At 69.6% G+C, this 13,563-nt stretch carries 14 protein-coding genes and 1 pseudogene; 3 read left to right on the top strand and 12 right to left on the bottom strand.

The features are described 5' to 3' along the window. Positions 1-217: 217 nt before the first annotated feature. Entirely contained in the window at positions 218-601 is a 384-nt protein-coding gene (locus ACFYRY_RS00350) for a hypothetical protein (RefSeq protein WP_389138491.1), read from the bottom strand. A 110-nt stretch (positions 602-711) separates the two neighbouring features. On the opposite strand from ACFYRY_RS00350, the gene ACFYRY_RS00355 reads away from it, so the two are divergent. Next, on the top strand, positions 712-861 hold the full coding sequence (locus tag ACFYRY_RS00355; protein ID WP_389138493.1) for a hypothetical protein: 150 nt from the start codon (positions 712-714) through the stop codon (positions 859-861). A gap of 214 nt (positions 862-1,075) precedes the next feature. Here the strand turns inward: ACFYRY_RS00355 and ACFYRY_RS00360 are convergent, their stop codons facing one another. From ACFYRY_RS00360 to ACFYRY_RS00410, 11 genes and pseudogenes are all read right to left on the bottom strand, one after another. Next, entirely contained in the window at positions 1,076-1,549 is a 474-nt protein-coding gene (locus tag ACFYRY_RS00360; RefSeq protein WP_389138495.1) for a phosphotransferase family protein, read from the bottom strand. Between the two features lie 5 nt (positions 1,550-1,554). Further along, a complete protein-coding gene (locus tag ACFYRY_RS00365; RefSeq protein WP_389138498.1) occupies positions 1,555-1,989 on the bottom strand; it encodes a hypothetical protein in 435 nt (144 codons plus the stop codon). Positions 1,990-2,201: 212 nt separating this feature from the next. After that, complete coding sequence (locus tag ACFYRY_RS00370; RefSeq protein WP_389138500.1) at positions 2,202-2,528, bottom strand: HAD family hydrolase; 327 nt, start codon at positions 2,526-2,528, stop codon at positions 2,202-2,204. 102 nt (positions 2,529-2,630) lie between these two features. Further along, a complete protein-coding gene (locus tag ACFYRY_RS00375) occupies positions 2,631-3,140 on the bottom strand; it encodes a hypothetical protein (RefSeq protein WP_389138502.1) in 510 nt (169 codons plus the stop codon). A 725-nt stretch (positions 3,141-3,865) separates the two neighbouring features. Next, positions 3,866-4,777 (bottom strand): MerR family transcriptional regulator, encoded by a 912-nt coding sequence (locus ACFYRY_RS00380; RefSeq protein WP_389138504.1) that lies wholly within the window; start codon positions 4,775-4,777, stop codon positions 3,866-3,868. Positions 4,778-4,956: 179 nt separating this feature from the next. After that, a complete protein-coding gene (locus tag ACFYRY_RS00385; protein ID WP_389140984.1) occupies positions 4,957-5,826 on the bottom strand; it encodes an IS5 family transposase in 870 nt (289 codons plus the stop codon). 360 nt (positions 5,827-6,186) lie between these two features. Then, positions 6,187-6,492: a DUF6207 family protein gene (locus tag ACFYRY_RS00390; protein WP_389138507.1), complete on the bottom strand. Its 306-nt coding sequence runs from the start codon at positions 6,490-6,492 to the stop codon at positions 6,187-6,189. Positions 6,493-6,702: 210 nt separating this feature from the next. After that, positions 6,703-7,517 (bottom strand): annotated as a pseudogene (locus ACFYRY_RS00395) (alcohol dehydrogenase catalytic domain-containing protein). Beyond that, positions 7,514-8,740 (bottom strand): cytochrome P450, encoded by a 1,227-nt coding sequence (locus ACFYRY_RS00400; RefSeq protein ID WP_389138510.1) that lies wholly within the window; start codon positions 8,738-8,740, stop codon positions 7,514-7,516. The pseudogene ACFYRY_RS00395 and the gene ACFYRY_RS00400 overlap by 4 nt, the downstream one beginning before the upstream one ends. 23 nt (positions 8,741-8,763) lie before the next feature. Continuing rightward, the gene (locus tag ACFYRY_RS00405; RefSeq protein ID WP_389138513.1) at positions 8,764-9,771 is read right to left on the bottom strand and encodes a PDR/VanB family oxidoreductase; all 1,008 of its coding nucleotides are present in this window, start codon (positions 9,769-9,771) and stop codon (positions 8,764-8,766) included. A 68-nt stretch (positions 9,772-9,839) separates the two neighbouring features. Further along, positions 9,840-10,667, bottom strand: a complete 828-nt coding sequence (locus ACFYRY_RS00410; protein ID WP_389138515.1) for an IclR family transcriptional regulator — start codon at positions 10,665-10,667, stop codon at positions 9,840-9,842. Positions 10,668-11,479: 812 nt separating this feature from the next. On the opposite strand from ACFYRY_RS00410, the gene ACFYRY_RS00415 reads away from it, so the two are divergent. Both ACFYRY_RS00415 and ACFYRY_RS00420 read left to right on the top strand, forming a co-directional pair. After that, positions 11,480-12,682: a family 1 glycosylhydrolase gene (locus ACFYRY_RS00415; RefSeq protein ID WP_389138518.1), complete on the top strand. Its 1,203-nt coding sequence runs from the start codon at positions 11,480-11,482 to the stop codon at positions 12,680-12,682. Positions 12,683-12,705: 23 nt separating this feature from the next. Next, a complete protein-coding gene (locus tag ACFYRY_RS00420) occupies positions 12,706-13,530 on the top strand; it encodes an SDR family NAD(P)-dependent oxidoreductase (RefSeq protein ID WP_389138521.1) in 825 nt (274 codons plus the stop codon). Positions 13,531-13,563: the final 33 nt, after the last annotated feature.

Raw genomic sequence — 13,563 nt, forward strand, 5'->3', positions numbered from 1 at the left:
GAGCTTTCTCGGACTCGCCATCGCCCTGTGCTGGTACAAGAGACTTGTCCGCCTCACGCGAAATCGAGGCGCCGGAAGCTCACCGCCGACAAGCTCCAGGCGACTGCAGACCTCGGGCTGGAGGCGGTACGGGTGGGGCTCCGTAAGTCGCCTTACGGAGCCCAGCAAGGGCGTTGCAACCCACGCCAGTGCAGCGCCCGCGGACCGCTGGAGCGGACTACGGGTAGAGCTTGATGCTGTTGATCGGCGTGATGTCGGCTACGCCGACGGTGTAGCTGTTGATGATCAGGCCGGTGCAGTTGGCACCGCTGTACCCGTAGCACAGCTGGGCCTTCGCGCCGGAGTACTGGTTGTTGAAGACCCACTTCTTGCCGTACTGGTTGTTCAGGTTGTGGGCGCCGTACTGAGACCAGCGGTGGCTGGGTTGGCCAGCGTTCCAGTCAGCCTCATTCTGATACATGCAGACATAGCCGAGCTGGCAGCCTGCGTAGTCCCCCTGCTGCGCTCCCAGTTCACCGGCCTGTACAGTCGCGGCGGTGGCGGCGAGAGTACCGGTAGCCAGTGCCAGGGCCACGGCGATCCGCTTGATCTTCTTGAGCATCGAATTCCCCTCGTTGGACGAGTACGCGGCAGCGAGGTGTCGCTCATCCGCGCCCCGGTTGCGTGTGCAGCATCCTCACCAGTGGTCCGTGTTGCGTGAACCTCGCATGTGTGAGGTTGACGCGTCTGCTCCCTGGCTCGCTGCGCCTGGAGGACGGCACCGAGTTGAAGCTCGCCGTATTCCTGTCCAACATCAGAAGCCGGTGGGCGAAACTCACCGCAGACAAACTCCAGGCGCTCCCCGAACTCGGGCTCGGCTAGGCGACGTCCTGACGCTGTCGGGCAGACCCCGGGCTCTGTGAGCGGCCCGGGGGCATTCGCTGTCTGAGGCTTGCCGCATCGCACTGGAGCGTGTGTAGGCACTGGGATCTTGGGCGGCTCCCCTCTCGGCCATGTGGCGGCCGGGAGGGTTCGCTGAGGTCCGAGCGCGGTCACGACAGGCAAGAGGATATCTGCCGCGCAATCAGCTCAGGCGTTAGCCGAGGAGCCCCAGACCGGCGGTCGCAGCACGGTGTTGGTAGGCGCGCAGTCCGGGGGGTGCGGGCTTGCGGGCGTTGCGGTGCCAGTGGCCGGTGAGCGCGGCGAGGAACGCGGTGGTGGTGTCTGGGCTGCTGGCGGTGACGGGGTGGTCGCGGAGCAGGCGAGCGATGGCTGCGGGTGTGTGTCCGGCGAGGATGAGTTGCAGGGCGAGGGAGGCGGCGTCGATGCAGGCCGGGCCTGTGGTGGCGTGTGCCCAGTCCACGAAGGTCACGCCAAGGTGGTGGTCGCGGACCATGTTGTCGGCCCGCAGGTCGCCGTGGACGATGCGGTTGCCGTGAGCGAGGGCGGGCCAGGCGGCTTCCAGTTCGGCGAGCTGCGGAAGGCGGTCGCGGGCGGCGGGGGCGAGGTCGGCCGGCGGATCGGCAAGCAGTTCGTCCCAGCCGTGTAGAACGGCCGCTGTTGAGGGCATGGTGCTCACCGCCGCGGCGTAGGGGGCAGGGGCGGGGCTGGAGGTGAGCTTGTCCAGCAGAGCCCAGGTCTGTTCGGCGTCGCCGGACTGCGGGGAGAAGTCGGGGTGCGGGCCGTCCAGGTAGGCGATGACGACGGCGGTCCAGTCGGCGCGCGGTGGATGCGCAGCAGGCCCGGGGCCGGAGCGCCGGGCGGCAGCGCGTCCAGGACGTCGGCCTCGTGGACGTTGGCGGCGGTCAGCGGGTCGTCGTCGGGGGCCGCCTTGGCGAAGCCCCGTCGCCCGCTGTCCAGGCGGAGCGCGACGGCGAGCTGGTGGCCGAAGCCGGCGCCCGGAGTGACCGTGTCGGTGACGGGTGAGGCCAGGACGTCTTCGATGCGGGCGCGCAGCTCCAGGGGGACATCGGTCCATTGCAGGCGGCCGCTGGTGGGCGGCACAGGCATCGGAGCAGCTCTCAGAGGTCCAGGAACCGGCGGCCGGGTGATGGGGTGCGGGCCGAGCCGGACCGCGAGTCGGCTGAGGACCGGGGTCGTCAGTGCTCCAGCTCGGCGCCGGGCGCCCGCCGCCGCATCACGCGCATCGCCTGTGTCCTCTGGGTGCAGAAGTGGAGGGGAACCCGTTGCAGGTTCCCCTCCACTGCAGTGGGGCTACTGGGTCACGCGCTGTCGATCAGGGGCAGGTGGCGCAGCAGGTACGGCCCGATGCCGGCGGGCCCGGGCAGGAGGTGATCGGCGCCGCCGGCCGCGCGGAGAGCGGCAGGCGGGTGCCAGCCCCAGACCGCTCCGAGGGCGAGGACTCCGGCGGCACGGGCCGCGGTCATGTCGGTGGGACTGTCCCCGACGAACACCGCGCGCTCCGGCTCGATGTTCAAGCGGTTCAGGGCGAGATACAGCCCGTCGGGAGCCGGCTTGGGCGGTGCGTCCTGCCGGGTGATGACAAGCTCCAGCAGTTCGGACAGGGCCGGCGGCAATCGTTTGATCACTGCTGGTCAGGCAAGGCTCCGCTCAAAGTGAGGGAGGGTGCGGCGACTCCGCGGCCGGGTCGATGGAGACGACCCGGCCGCCGTGGAGCGTGTTTCCAACCATCAGCGGATCAGGTGGACGGTGATCTGAGTTTCGGTGTCACTGGTGTTGACGGCGTGGATGAACCCGTGGGCTGTCTGGTAACGGCCCGTGCCTCCTGTGATCGCCAGGGTGATGTCACCCGGGCCGGAACCGGAAATGCTGAACACTCCCTGCACGGTGATCTGCCCGTCCGGCAGCGAAAGGGTGATCTGGCACTGCAGGTCGCTCGTGTCATTGGGGCCAGTACGGGTCACCGTGCAGACCTCGTCGAAGCGGCCCACCGTGGCATTGGGAACGATGTCCCCGGTGACGATGAGCTCGTCCCCTTGACTGTTCCCAGGAGGGTCCACATCAACGAAGTTCAACTGAGTCGGCATCGCCGTCAGGGAGAAGACCTCTTCCTTGTCATGGAGAGGAAGAGGGTCAGCTGCACCAACGGGCGGTGTGGCGGCCGACGCCAGGGGAGCACAGAAGAGGGCAGCGGTCAGGCCGGTGACCGCGCTCAGACCAAGACGTTTGACATGGCGCATGATGCGTCTCCTGATGGCGTACAAGAAGGGCGAGTGTCCTGTGTCACTTGAGGCGCCCACTTCCAGGTCAGCTTGCGGCGGGCGGCGGGCCACAGCTACTTCAGGCGGGCATCCAGGTGAGCACTGTGCAGCGGGCGCACGGACAGGCTCGAACAGGCCGTCGAACCATACGGCGGCGCCTACGAGCTTGTTGCGCAGTACAAACGGCCAGCGTTGGTCACGGCTGTGGCCGGGATCGCGGTGCCAGCGGACAAGGGCGCGGGCGGCGGCCGGTGGACGTCACAGGCAGGGCAGAGTTCCATCCACACGCCAGCCCCCACAAAACATTTCACTGCACCAGGAGGCCGCCCTCCGCAGCGGGAACATGCCCGGCCAGCCGTTCGCCTCGGTCCGGGCCGGTGGCCGGGCGCAGGCGGAGAAGCCCTTCGCCACTGACGTTGCCCAGGTCGGCACCGACGTTGCCGGTGGGGAGAAAGGAGCCGTCAGGACGCACAATTCAGACTCAGGTGCCGACCCCCTAGGCTCGGGCGGCCAGGGCGTCGCACAGGATGCTGTGGGGCGTACGTGCCATGCGGACTGTCGTCGGGATGGCGCCCTCTGCCCTCGGGGCGGGCCGCGGGGCCGTGTCGTACATCGTCGTCATGCCCGGTCGACCAGCGGGCCGTGCCATGGGACGTGCGGTCCCGGTCTCCGTACCTGTTTCTGACCCCCGCCTATGCCGTGTTTTAGGTAGCGGGTGGCTCTTGGGCGGATAGTTCTTCGGCCAGTTCCATACAGCGCAGGCGGGCTGGGGAGAAGTCGTAGGGCATCTTGCCGGTGGCTTCGAGCACGCTCATGGAGTCAGCCTCCCGCCTGCCAGAGCTGAGGTCGGCCTCGTCCTCGCCGTCATCGGCGGTGGCAGGGTGCAAAGTGTCCCAGGCGTCGAAGAGGGCATCGTCGTCTTTCCCTAGGCCGGACTCCTCGATGAAGGCCTGCAGGGCGCTTTCGAATGCGTGCCGCTCGACGGCCACTTGAGCCACCCGTGGATCATCGACGGCGACGCTGTCATCGAGTGCCTCCTCGGCGTCATCGATGCGGTCGGAATCCTCCCGCAGAGTGGGATGCGTGGCCAGGATGACGAAGCGGGTGGCCTGGATGGCCGCGCCGAGCGGGCCGAAGATCCGCTCAGTGACCAGCAGACTGTCCAGGTCCGCCTGACGCAGGGAGCCCTCAGGCCGGCTCTTGAGGCGTTCGGTGACGAAGTCGGAGAGCAGGCCCATCCGGCTGCCTTCGGTGCGCATCCGCTGCACCGCGGTCCGCTGCCGCCGCAATTCCGCCTCCTGCTCGGCGAGGGTTTCCTCCAGCCGCTCCAGGATGCCCGCGATACCGTCTCCGCTGTCCGCACCGGCGGAAGCCGTGCCGGTGGTAAAGGCGTCACGGATGTCGTCCAGGGCGATCCCGGCGTCGGCCATCTTGCGAATCCACAACAGGCGGATCATGTCCTCGTACCCGTAGCGGCGGCGGTCATCGCCGCCCCGCTCAGGCTCGGGGAGCAGGCCGATCTCGTGGTAATGGCGAATCGCCCGCGGCATGGTGCCGGCGAAGGCCGCCGCGTCACCGATCTTGACCTGGCGAGGTGGCATGAACGGCGAATGCATGAGCAAGGACCTTTCCTCAAGGGACCGGGACGTAAGTCCACCGGACCACATGCCGCTACGGAAGGTGCAACCCCATACACACCGCCCCGCGCCAATGCCAGGAAACGCGCTGTTCCTCCGTAATGACCGCAGGCCTGTCCTTTCCTGCTGGGGCATCCGCACGACGGCAGACTGAGGGTTCACAACCACTGATAAATCGCCGCGACCTGAACCGTCGCCTCGAACCGAACTGCAAGTTTGTCGAACCGGGTCGCCACGGCCCGGTGCTGCTTGAGACGGCTGATCCCGCATTCGACCGCATGCCGGGCCTTGTAGTCCTCGCGGTCGAAGACGGGCGGACGGCCACCGCCACGGCCGCGGCGCCTGCGGTTGCGGACCTGACCGACCGGCTCAGGAATCGTGCACCTGATGCCACGTCTGCGCAGGTAGGCGCGATTCGCGCGTGAAGAGTACGCCTTATCGCCTCGCACCCGCAGCGGGCGGCTTCTCGGCCGGCCGACACCAAGCCGGGGCACACCGATCGCGTTCAGGACCGGCTCGAACTGCGGACTGTCACCGCGCTGCCCGGCGGTGATCAGCAGCGCCAACGGCTCCTGTCCCTGCTCACACGCCAGATGAATCTTCGTGGTGAACCCGCCTCGCGACCTGCCCAGTCCATGGTCTTCAGGTTCGGCGCTCACTCCGCCCGGCGGTTCCTTCTGCACAGCACCGCGTCGGCGGGCACCGGCAGCCTGCTGGTGTGCCCGGCAGATGGTGGAGTCGACGTTGACCTCCCAGAAGATCAGCCCGGCCGCATCAGCCCTCGCCTGCAACAACGTCAACAGCCGGGCCCACACACCCCGACGCTGCCATCTCCGGAACAGTCCATACACCGTCTGCCACGGTCCGTACTCGAACGGCAGGTCCCGCCAAGGAACTCCGGTCCGAACCCGCCACCGCACACCGTTTACCAGCCGCCGACAGCCAGGCCACCTGCGACTTATGCCCACCGCAGGCAGCAACGATTCCAGCACCGACCACTGCTCATCAGAAAGATCCCCTCGCCCCACATCTTGATCATCACCGTGCAGGGCGCGCACAGGAATCAGAACCTAAAACACGGCCTAGCAGGTCCCGGCCGACGACGCTCGTTCGTGCCGTTTCCCAGCATCGCCCCGCCTCGTCGGGGCGGCCCAGGGCATGCGGGCCGACCTCTCCCCCGCCGACGTCCCCCGTCCGACGTCATCGCTGCACTGACGGCGGCGCAGCGCGGAGACCCGGCCGACGCGCACACCCCGATCCCCGGCAGCGTCCGCGCCGCCCATCCCACCCTCCCACTCCTCAACTGCAGCCAGGGCATGGGCGAAGAGCGGCTTCAGGCAGCACTCCACTGGTGTGCGCTGCCGCCGCGCCACTCGATCCACCGATCATCAGCACTGGAAGGCCGAGGGGCCCCTGCCTGAGCGGTCATGGACGGGGTCCGTAGACACCGAGGACAGGAGCGTAACGGCCTTCGATGTCCTGTGACGCCGACGAGCTGCGCGCAGCCGACCGGATACGGCCCTGGCAAGTCCAGTTAGTAACGCAGCCGTTGCCTGGCTGCCCGCGTCCCGCGTCGTTTGCTCCGCTGTCACCGTCGCCCACCGGTCGGTGAGCAGTTGTGGGAAGGTGAGCGCGGTGGCGTCGTGATTGCTCTTGATGCGCGCCGCAAAAACGACTCCCTCAGAAACCGACACAGTCAGTCATGCGATTGCCGGCGTCCCGCCCGACCGACCTCTGTTGGCGGGGCCGTCAGCCGCCGTCTGGTTCGTGGTAGCGGGCCTCGTACGCGCGTATCTCGTCAAGTATTTGATCAGTACCCATAGGGGCACCCCCCCCAGAACCCGGCCACCGGCGCGCCATCCCTCACCCCGCCCGTCTGACCCGGCGCTCGATGAGGGTGGCCGTCACAGGACGACCACCGAGCGCAGCACGTCGCCCTTGTGCATCCGGGCGAAGGCATCCTCGACACCGTCCAGCGCGATCGTCTCGCTGACGAACACGTCCAGGTCGAGGCGACCTTGGAGGTACAGGTCGATGAGCGTCGGGAAGTCCCGACTCGGCAGGCAGTCGCCGTACCAGCTGGACTTCAGCGCCCCACCGCGGCCGAAGACGTCCAACAGCGACAGGTCCAGATTCACATCGGGGTGGGCGCTCCGACGAGGACGACCGTTCCAGCGAGGTCACGGGCGTAAAAGGCCTGCCAGTACGTCTCCGGACGCCCGACCGCATCGATGACCACGTCCGCGCCGAAGCCCCCGGTCAGCTCACGCAGCCGCGAGCCGACCACCGCCGCGTCGCCGACGCCGCCGCAGCCGATGACGGCGACGGAGTCACCGCGGCCGGGTCCACCGTCGTGCACGGGACAGCTCCGTGCCATCGTTGCGGGTGTCGAAGCAGTACCAGGGGCGGCCTCGCAGGCAGGCCCGGCACTGACCGCACACCGCCCGCCAGTTGAGGATCACGAAGTCGCCGGGCGCGACGTCGGCCACGCCTTCACCGACCGATTCCAAAACACCGGCCGCCTCGTGGCCGAGCAGGAAGGGGAAGTCGTCGTTGACGCCGCCCTCGCGATAGTGGAGGTCGGTGTGGCACACACCCCGCGTGTCTATATCTTCACCACCGCCTCCCCCGGCCCCGGATCGGGGATCACGATCGTCTCCACCCGCACCGGCTCACCCTTCGCCCGCGCCCTTCGCTTTCCTCGGAGACGACCGCTCAGACGGCCGGGCGGACGGCCGGGCGGACGCGCAGGGGCATGGACGCCCACGAGCGCAGGGTGTTGTTGGGGTGGCGGTGCGGTGTGCCGGCGAGTTCGATGTGTTCGACGCGGCGGGCCAGGGTGGCCAGCAGCGCCTCGGCCTCCAGGCGGGCCACGTGCTGGCCGATGCACTGGTGGAGGCCCATGCCGAAGCCGACGTGCCCGGACGGGTCACGGGTGAGGTCGAAGCGGTCGGGATCGTGCCATCGGGCGGGGTCACGGTTGGCCGCGCCGAGGAACATCAGGATCTTCGTGTCCGCCGGGATGAGCGTGCCGGCGATGGTGACGTCGGTGGTGGCGGTACGGAAGAAGGTCTGCACCGGTGACTGCCAGCGGACCGCCTCATCGAACGCGGCCCGCGCCAACTCCGGTCGCTTCCGCAGCAGTTGCCACTCCTGGGGGTGGGTGGCGAAGGCGTACAGGCAGGCCGCCAGTCCGTGCACGGTGGTGTCGACGCCGGCGGTGAGCAGGGAGCGCACCACCAGCGGCGCCTGTTCGTGCGTCAGATCACCGCGGTCTGCGGCTGCCCAGATGGCGGCCCCGAAACCGTCCTTACTCAACGCCTGTCGTTCGCACTGGGCGTTCACCCACGCCGACAGCTCGGCCACCCGGTGCGCGTCCGCCGCCACGAGGTCGTTGCGCGGACCGAAGGCGTTGAAGGCCATGTTGCCGTACGGCAGCAGGTTCTCTCGTCCGTCCGGGCCCAGACCCACCGCGTCCGGGAAGGCCCGCAGTGGGAACGCCTCCGCCAACGCCGTGAAGGCGTCGAACTCGTTTCCCCGGGCGAGGACCTGGTCGACGAGTTCCTCGGCGACGCCATGCCACATCTCGCGCAGTCGGCGCAGCGCGGGTGGGGCGAGGATCTCCCGCAGGACCCGGCGCGGGGCGTCGTGCCGAGGCGGGTCGGCCTCCAGCAGCAGGCTCGGCGGGCGCCACGGCTTCTCGTGGCGGAAGTTGGCCAGGCCCACGCCGGAGCCCGACTCGAAGTGCTGCCAGTCCAGCAGGGCGGCGTGCACCTGCTCGTAGCGGGCGAGCGCGTGGACGTCGTAGCGGGAGAGGTACACGACCGGGCCCGCCTCGCGCAGGGCCCGGTGCAGCGGTTCGGGGTCGAGCAGGGCTTCGTGGGTGAACGGGTCGGCGTCGCTGACGGACGGTGAGACGGCCCGCTCCAGTGCCTCGGTCATCGCGGCTCCTAGCAGAAGGGGGATTACAGGTCGAGGACGATCCGGTCACCGCAGGACCGCGACACGCACAGGAACATGCAGTCGTTCGCGGCGCGTTCGTGGTCGGCGAGGACCGAGTCCCGGTGGTCCGGCTGTCCCTCCAGCACCGGTGTCAGGCAGGTTCCGCAGGTGCCCTGCTCGCAGGAGGACAGCACGTCGGCGCCCGCCCGGCGCACCGCCTCCAGCACGGACTCGTCAGGGGTGACGGTGACCGTGCGTCCTGTGCGGCGCAGCTCGACCTCGAAGGGCGCCCTGCGCACCGGTGGGGTCTGTGCGGCGGCGGTGAAACGCTCGGTGCGCAGGGCGTACGGCGGCCAGTCGGCGCACGCCCGTTCCACAGCGGCAAGCAGGGGGCCCGGGCCGCAGCAGTAGACCTTGGTGTCGGGTCGCGGTGTGCCCAGCCAGGCCGCCAGGTCCGGCAGTCCGAGTTCGTCCTGCGGGACGAGGTGCACACGCTCGCCGTAGGCCTCGGCGAGTTGCTCACGGAAGGCCATCGATGACCGCGTACGCCCGCCGTACAGCAACTCCCAGTCAGCCCCGAGGAGTTCGGCCTGGTGGACCATCGGCCGCAGCGGGGTGATGCCGATGCCGCCCGCGATGAAGAGGTACTTCTTGGACGGTACGAGGGGGAAGTGGTTGCGCGGTCCGCCGACCCCGACGAGATCTCCCGGCCTCAACTCGTCGTGGACGTAGGCGGATCCGCCCCGGCCGGCGGGCTCCCGCAGGACGGCGACGCGGTAGGTGTGCGCGTCCCAGCGGTCACCGCAAAGGGAGTACTGGCGCGTTGTTCCTTCCGGGAGGACCAGGTCGATGTGGGAACCCGGCGTCCAGTCCGGCAGCCGGGCACCGTCCGGGTGCGTGAGAGTGAGGGCCACGACCCCCTCGGCGACGTCCTCCTTGGCGGAGACCGTCAAGGTCCCCGCGTTCCACGGCGTCGACCGACCTGCGCCGACGCCTGACCCGGCGTCCGCAGCCACGCTGGTTCCGACCACGTTGTCGCCTCCCGTCGTTGGGTTGCACGAAGGATGCGCGGTGCCGACGGACGGTCGCGACGGCATTCTCAATCACTGAGAGACGAGTTTCGGCGCGTCTCAAACGACCTTGGTGCCATCACGCGGGTCACCCGCGTCCCGACCTGGGACGTCCGGGCTCCCAGCGCACGTGAGACACCGCGTGCCGCCGTCCGCACCACCGGCACGACGGACGACGCCCCCGCCTCGTTGGGGACGATCACCGCCAGCGCGGCCACCACCTCGCCGCGCGTGTCGCGCACCGGCGCCGCGATGCCCAGGGCGTCCGGATGGACGTATCCCGGGCAGTACGCGTAGCCCTGGCGGCGGACTTCGGCCAGCACGGCCCGCAGCCGCGTCGCGGTGGCAGGGGTGTCCGGGGTGTAGCGGTGCAGAGATCCGTCGAGCACCCGCCCGCGCAGGTCGGCGGGTCCGTGGGCGAGGAGGACCAGGCCACTGGAGGAGGCGTGCAGCGGCAGACGGCCCGCGATTCGGGTGTAGTTCACGACCGCGCCCGGTGCCGTCAGCCGCTCCAGGAAGAGCACCTCGTCACCGTCGAGCACGCCAAGCTGCACATGGTGGCCGACGACATCGTGGACGCCCTCCATGAACGGCATCGCCGCGTTGCGCAGCGACAGGGTGGGCGAGGCGCGGGTGGCCAGCTCCCACAGGCGCGTGCCGATACGGACCCGGCGGTCCGCGTCCCGGGTCAGGAAGCCGTACGAGACCAGCTCGGCCACCAGCCGCGATACGGTCGCCACGTGCAGTCCCGTGCGGCGGGAGATCTCCGAGACGGTCAGCGCCGACTCCTCGGGGGTGAACGCCTCGAAGATCCGCACGACTCTCGCGAGAACCGACTCGCCGTTCTGTGTCCTCACCCGGCCATCATCGGTTTCTTCTCCGACAGGTCAAGTCCGACGCCGCCGGATTTCCACGCGCAGCGAGCCCTGCCGGTCTCGTCGTCGGGCAGCAGTTTGGAGCCCTGCGCTCGGCGGGCTCACGGCCGGCCACCCTCCGTCGGATCCTCACCACGTCGACGGGCCACCCACCTTCCGGCAGACTGCGCACCGGCCGGTCGCGCGGGCTGCTCGCGGCGCCGACGCGGCGCGGGAACCTGATCGGGCGGGAACGCTCCTGCTGAACGTGGCAGTGCGGTGCGGCCAGGTCGCCGACCAGGCCCGCGCCTTCGCCCTGCGGCCCGACGCCCGCAGCCGTCTGGACACCGGCTGTACGACCTGCGCGTTCCTCGGCGGCAGCGCTGCCTGTGCTGACGAACGGGTTCGGCACCGAACTCCGGGCGTGACACCACATGCCCACACCGACATCACCATGACACCGGCTCCGGCACCGCACCCCCGAGTCGATGCCAGTGCATCGTCGCCTCGTCCCTCCGCCTTCGCCGGGAACGGCGGGCGCCGCTTCCCCTGCGGCCGACTACCCCCATGTAACGCTCTGGTTACGAAGTCGAAATACGGACTTCCCCCGCATGCGATCTCGGCCTACCTTCCAGCAACAGCAAAACTAACCATGCGGTAAGCATTGGCGCCGCAGCGCACGTCGGTCACGATCCGGGCACGTCACAGCACCCCGTGCCCGTCCGAACAGCAGCCGCCGCTGATCACCCGCCTGCCCTGGCGCAGGGCAAGCGCGGCCGGGTCCACCACGACCGACACGAAGGAAGGCAGTCGACATGACCGAACTCGTCCCTGGGTTTCTCTGGGGAGCCTCCACAGCTCCGCACCAGATCGAGGGCAACAACGTGGGCAGCGACTTCTGGGCGAGCGAGGGACGCGTGCCGGGCATGGAGCGCAGTGGGGATGCCTGCGACAGCTATCACCGGTACCGCGAGGACATGCAACTGCTCGCCGACGCCGGCCTGAACGCCTACCGCTTCGGCATCGAGTGGGCCCGCATCGAGCCCGTCGCCGGCATGGTCTCGCGGGCCGAACTCGCCCACTACCGGCGCATGATCGAGACGGCCGTCGAGCTCGGTCTCACCCCGGTCGTGACCCTGCACCACTTCACCAGCCCGCTCTGGTTCGCCCAGGAAGGCGGCTGGCTCGGCGACCGGGCCGTGGAGCGGTTCCGGGCGTACGTCGAGGCGGTCGTCCCCATCCTCGACGGCGTCGAGTGGGTCGTCACCATGAACGAGCCGAACATGCTGGCGATCATGGTCGGCATGGCGCAGGCCATGCAGAGCCGGCAGGACGCCGGGGAGTGGCAGAGCCCCACCGTCGACAACGAGGGGCCGCGACCGCCGCTGCCGGCGCCCGACGTGAAGATCGGCGAGCGGCTGGTCGAGGCGCATCAAGCGGCCCGCGAGGTGCTGCGCGGGCGCACCGGAGCCAAGGTCGGCTGGACGGTCGCCAACCGCGCCTTCGTCGCCCGTCCCGGAGCCGAGGAGAAGATGCGGGAGCTGGAGCACGTCTGGGAGGACCTCTACCTGGAGGGATCGCGCGGCGACGACTTCGTGGGCGTGCAGTCGTACTCCAGCCAGTGGGTCGGCCCGGACGGCGTCGAACCCCACCCGCAGCACCCGGACAACACGCTCGTGGGCACCGCCTACCGGCCCGACGCCCTCGCGATCGCCGTGCGGCACACCGCCGAGGTCACCGGCGGACTGCCGATCCTGGTCACCGAGAACGGCATCGCCACCCACGACGACACCCGCCGGATCGCCTACACCAGCGAGGCCCTGGAGCACCTCTTCCGGGCGATCGGCGGCGGCATCGACGTACGGGGCTATCTGCACTGGAGCCTGCTCGACAACTACGAGTGGGGGCACTGGGAGCCGACCTTCGGCCTGGTCGAGGTCGACCGGGAGACCTTCGAGCGCCGGCCCAAGCCCAGCCTCGCCTGGCTGGGCGAGACCGCCCGCCGCTCGCGCGCCTGACCCCACCGTCTTCGGAAGGACACATGATGCAGGTATCCGTGCCCGACGTCTCGTCCCGGTCCCTGACCGAGCTGATCTCGCTGTCCGGGCGGCGCGCCGTCGTGACGGGCGCGGCCCGCGGACTGGGCCGGGCCATCGCCGGGCGTCTGGTGGAGGCGGGAGCGGACGTCCTCGTCGCCGACATCGAGGACGAACTCGCCACCGCGGCCGCCAAGGACCTGGGTGCCCGTGGCCAGGGCCGTGCGGTGGCTGCCCAGCTGGATGTCACGGACGCGGACAGCGTCGCCGCGGCGGCCGATCTCGCGCTCCGGGAACTCGGAGGGCTCGACATCTGGATCAACAACGCCGGGATCTTCCCCGCCGTACCCGCGCTGGAGATGTCCGGTGAGACCTGGGACGAGGTGTTCGCCGTGAACGCGCGCGGTGCCTTCCTCGGTGCCCGGGAGGCCGCGCGCCGGATGAGCGAGGCCGGACACGGGGGCGTCATCGTCAACGTCGTCTCCACGGCCGGCTTCCGGGGGACGGCTCCCGGGCTCGCCGCGTACGTCGCATCGAAGCACGCGGCGCGCGGCCTCACCCGCCAACTCGCCCTCGAATTCGCGCCGTTCGGCATCCGTGTACTGGGCGTGGCACCGACCTTCGTCCCGACCGAGGGGAACATGGCGGCAGCCGCCGCGGCGGGGATCCCGATGGACTCCGAGACGATCATGTCGGTGATGCAGCCCGGGCCGCTGGGCCGGCTCGGTGTGCCCGACGACATCGCCCGCGTCGTGCTGTTCTGCGCGAGCGACCTCTCCGCCTTCATGACCGGCAGCACCCTCCTCGCCGACGCCGGCGAAACGGCCTGATCCGCCACTCCGTACGCGCCGGTCACGGCCCCC

This window comes from Streptomyces sp. NPDC005263 (genome assembly GCF_042872365.1).
Classification (GTDB): Bacteria; Actinomycetota; Actinomycetes; order Streptomycetales; family Streptomycetaceae; genus Streptomyces.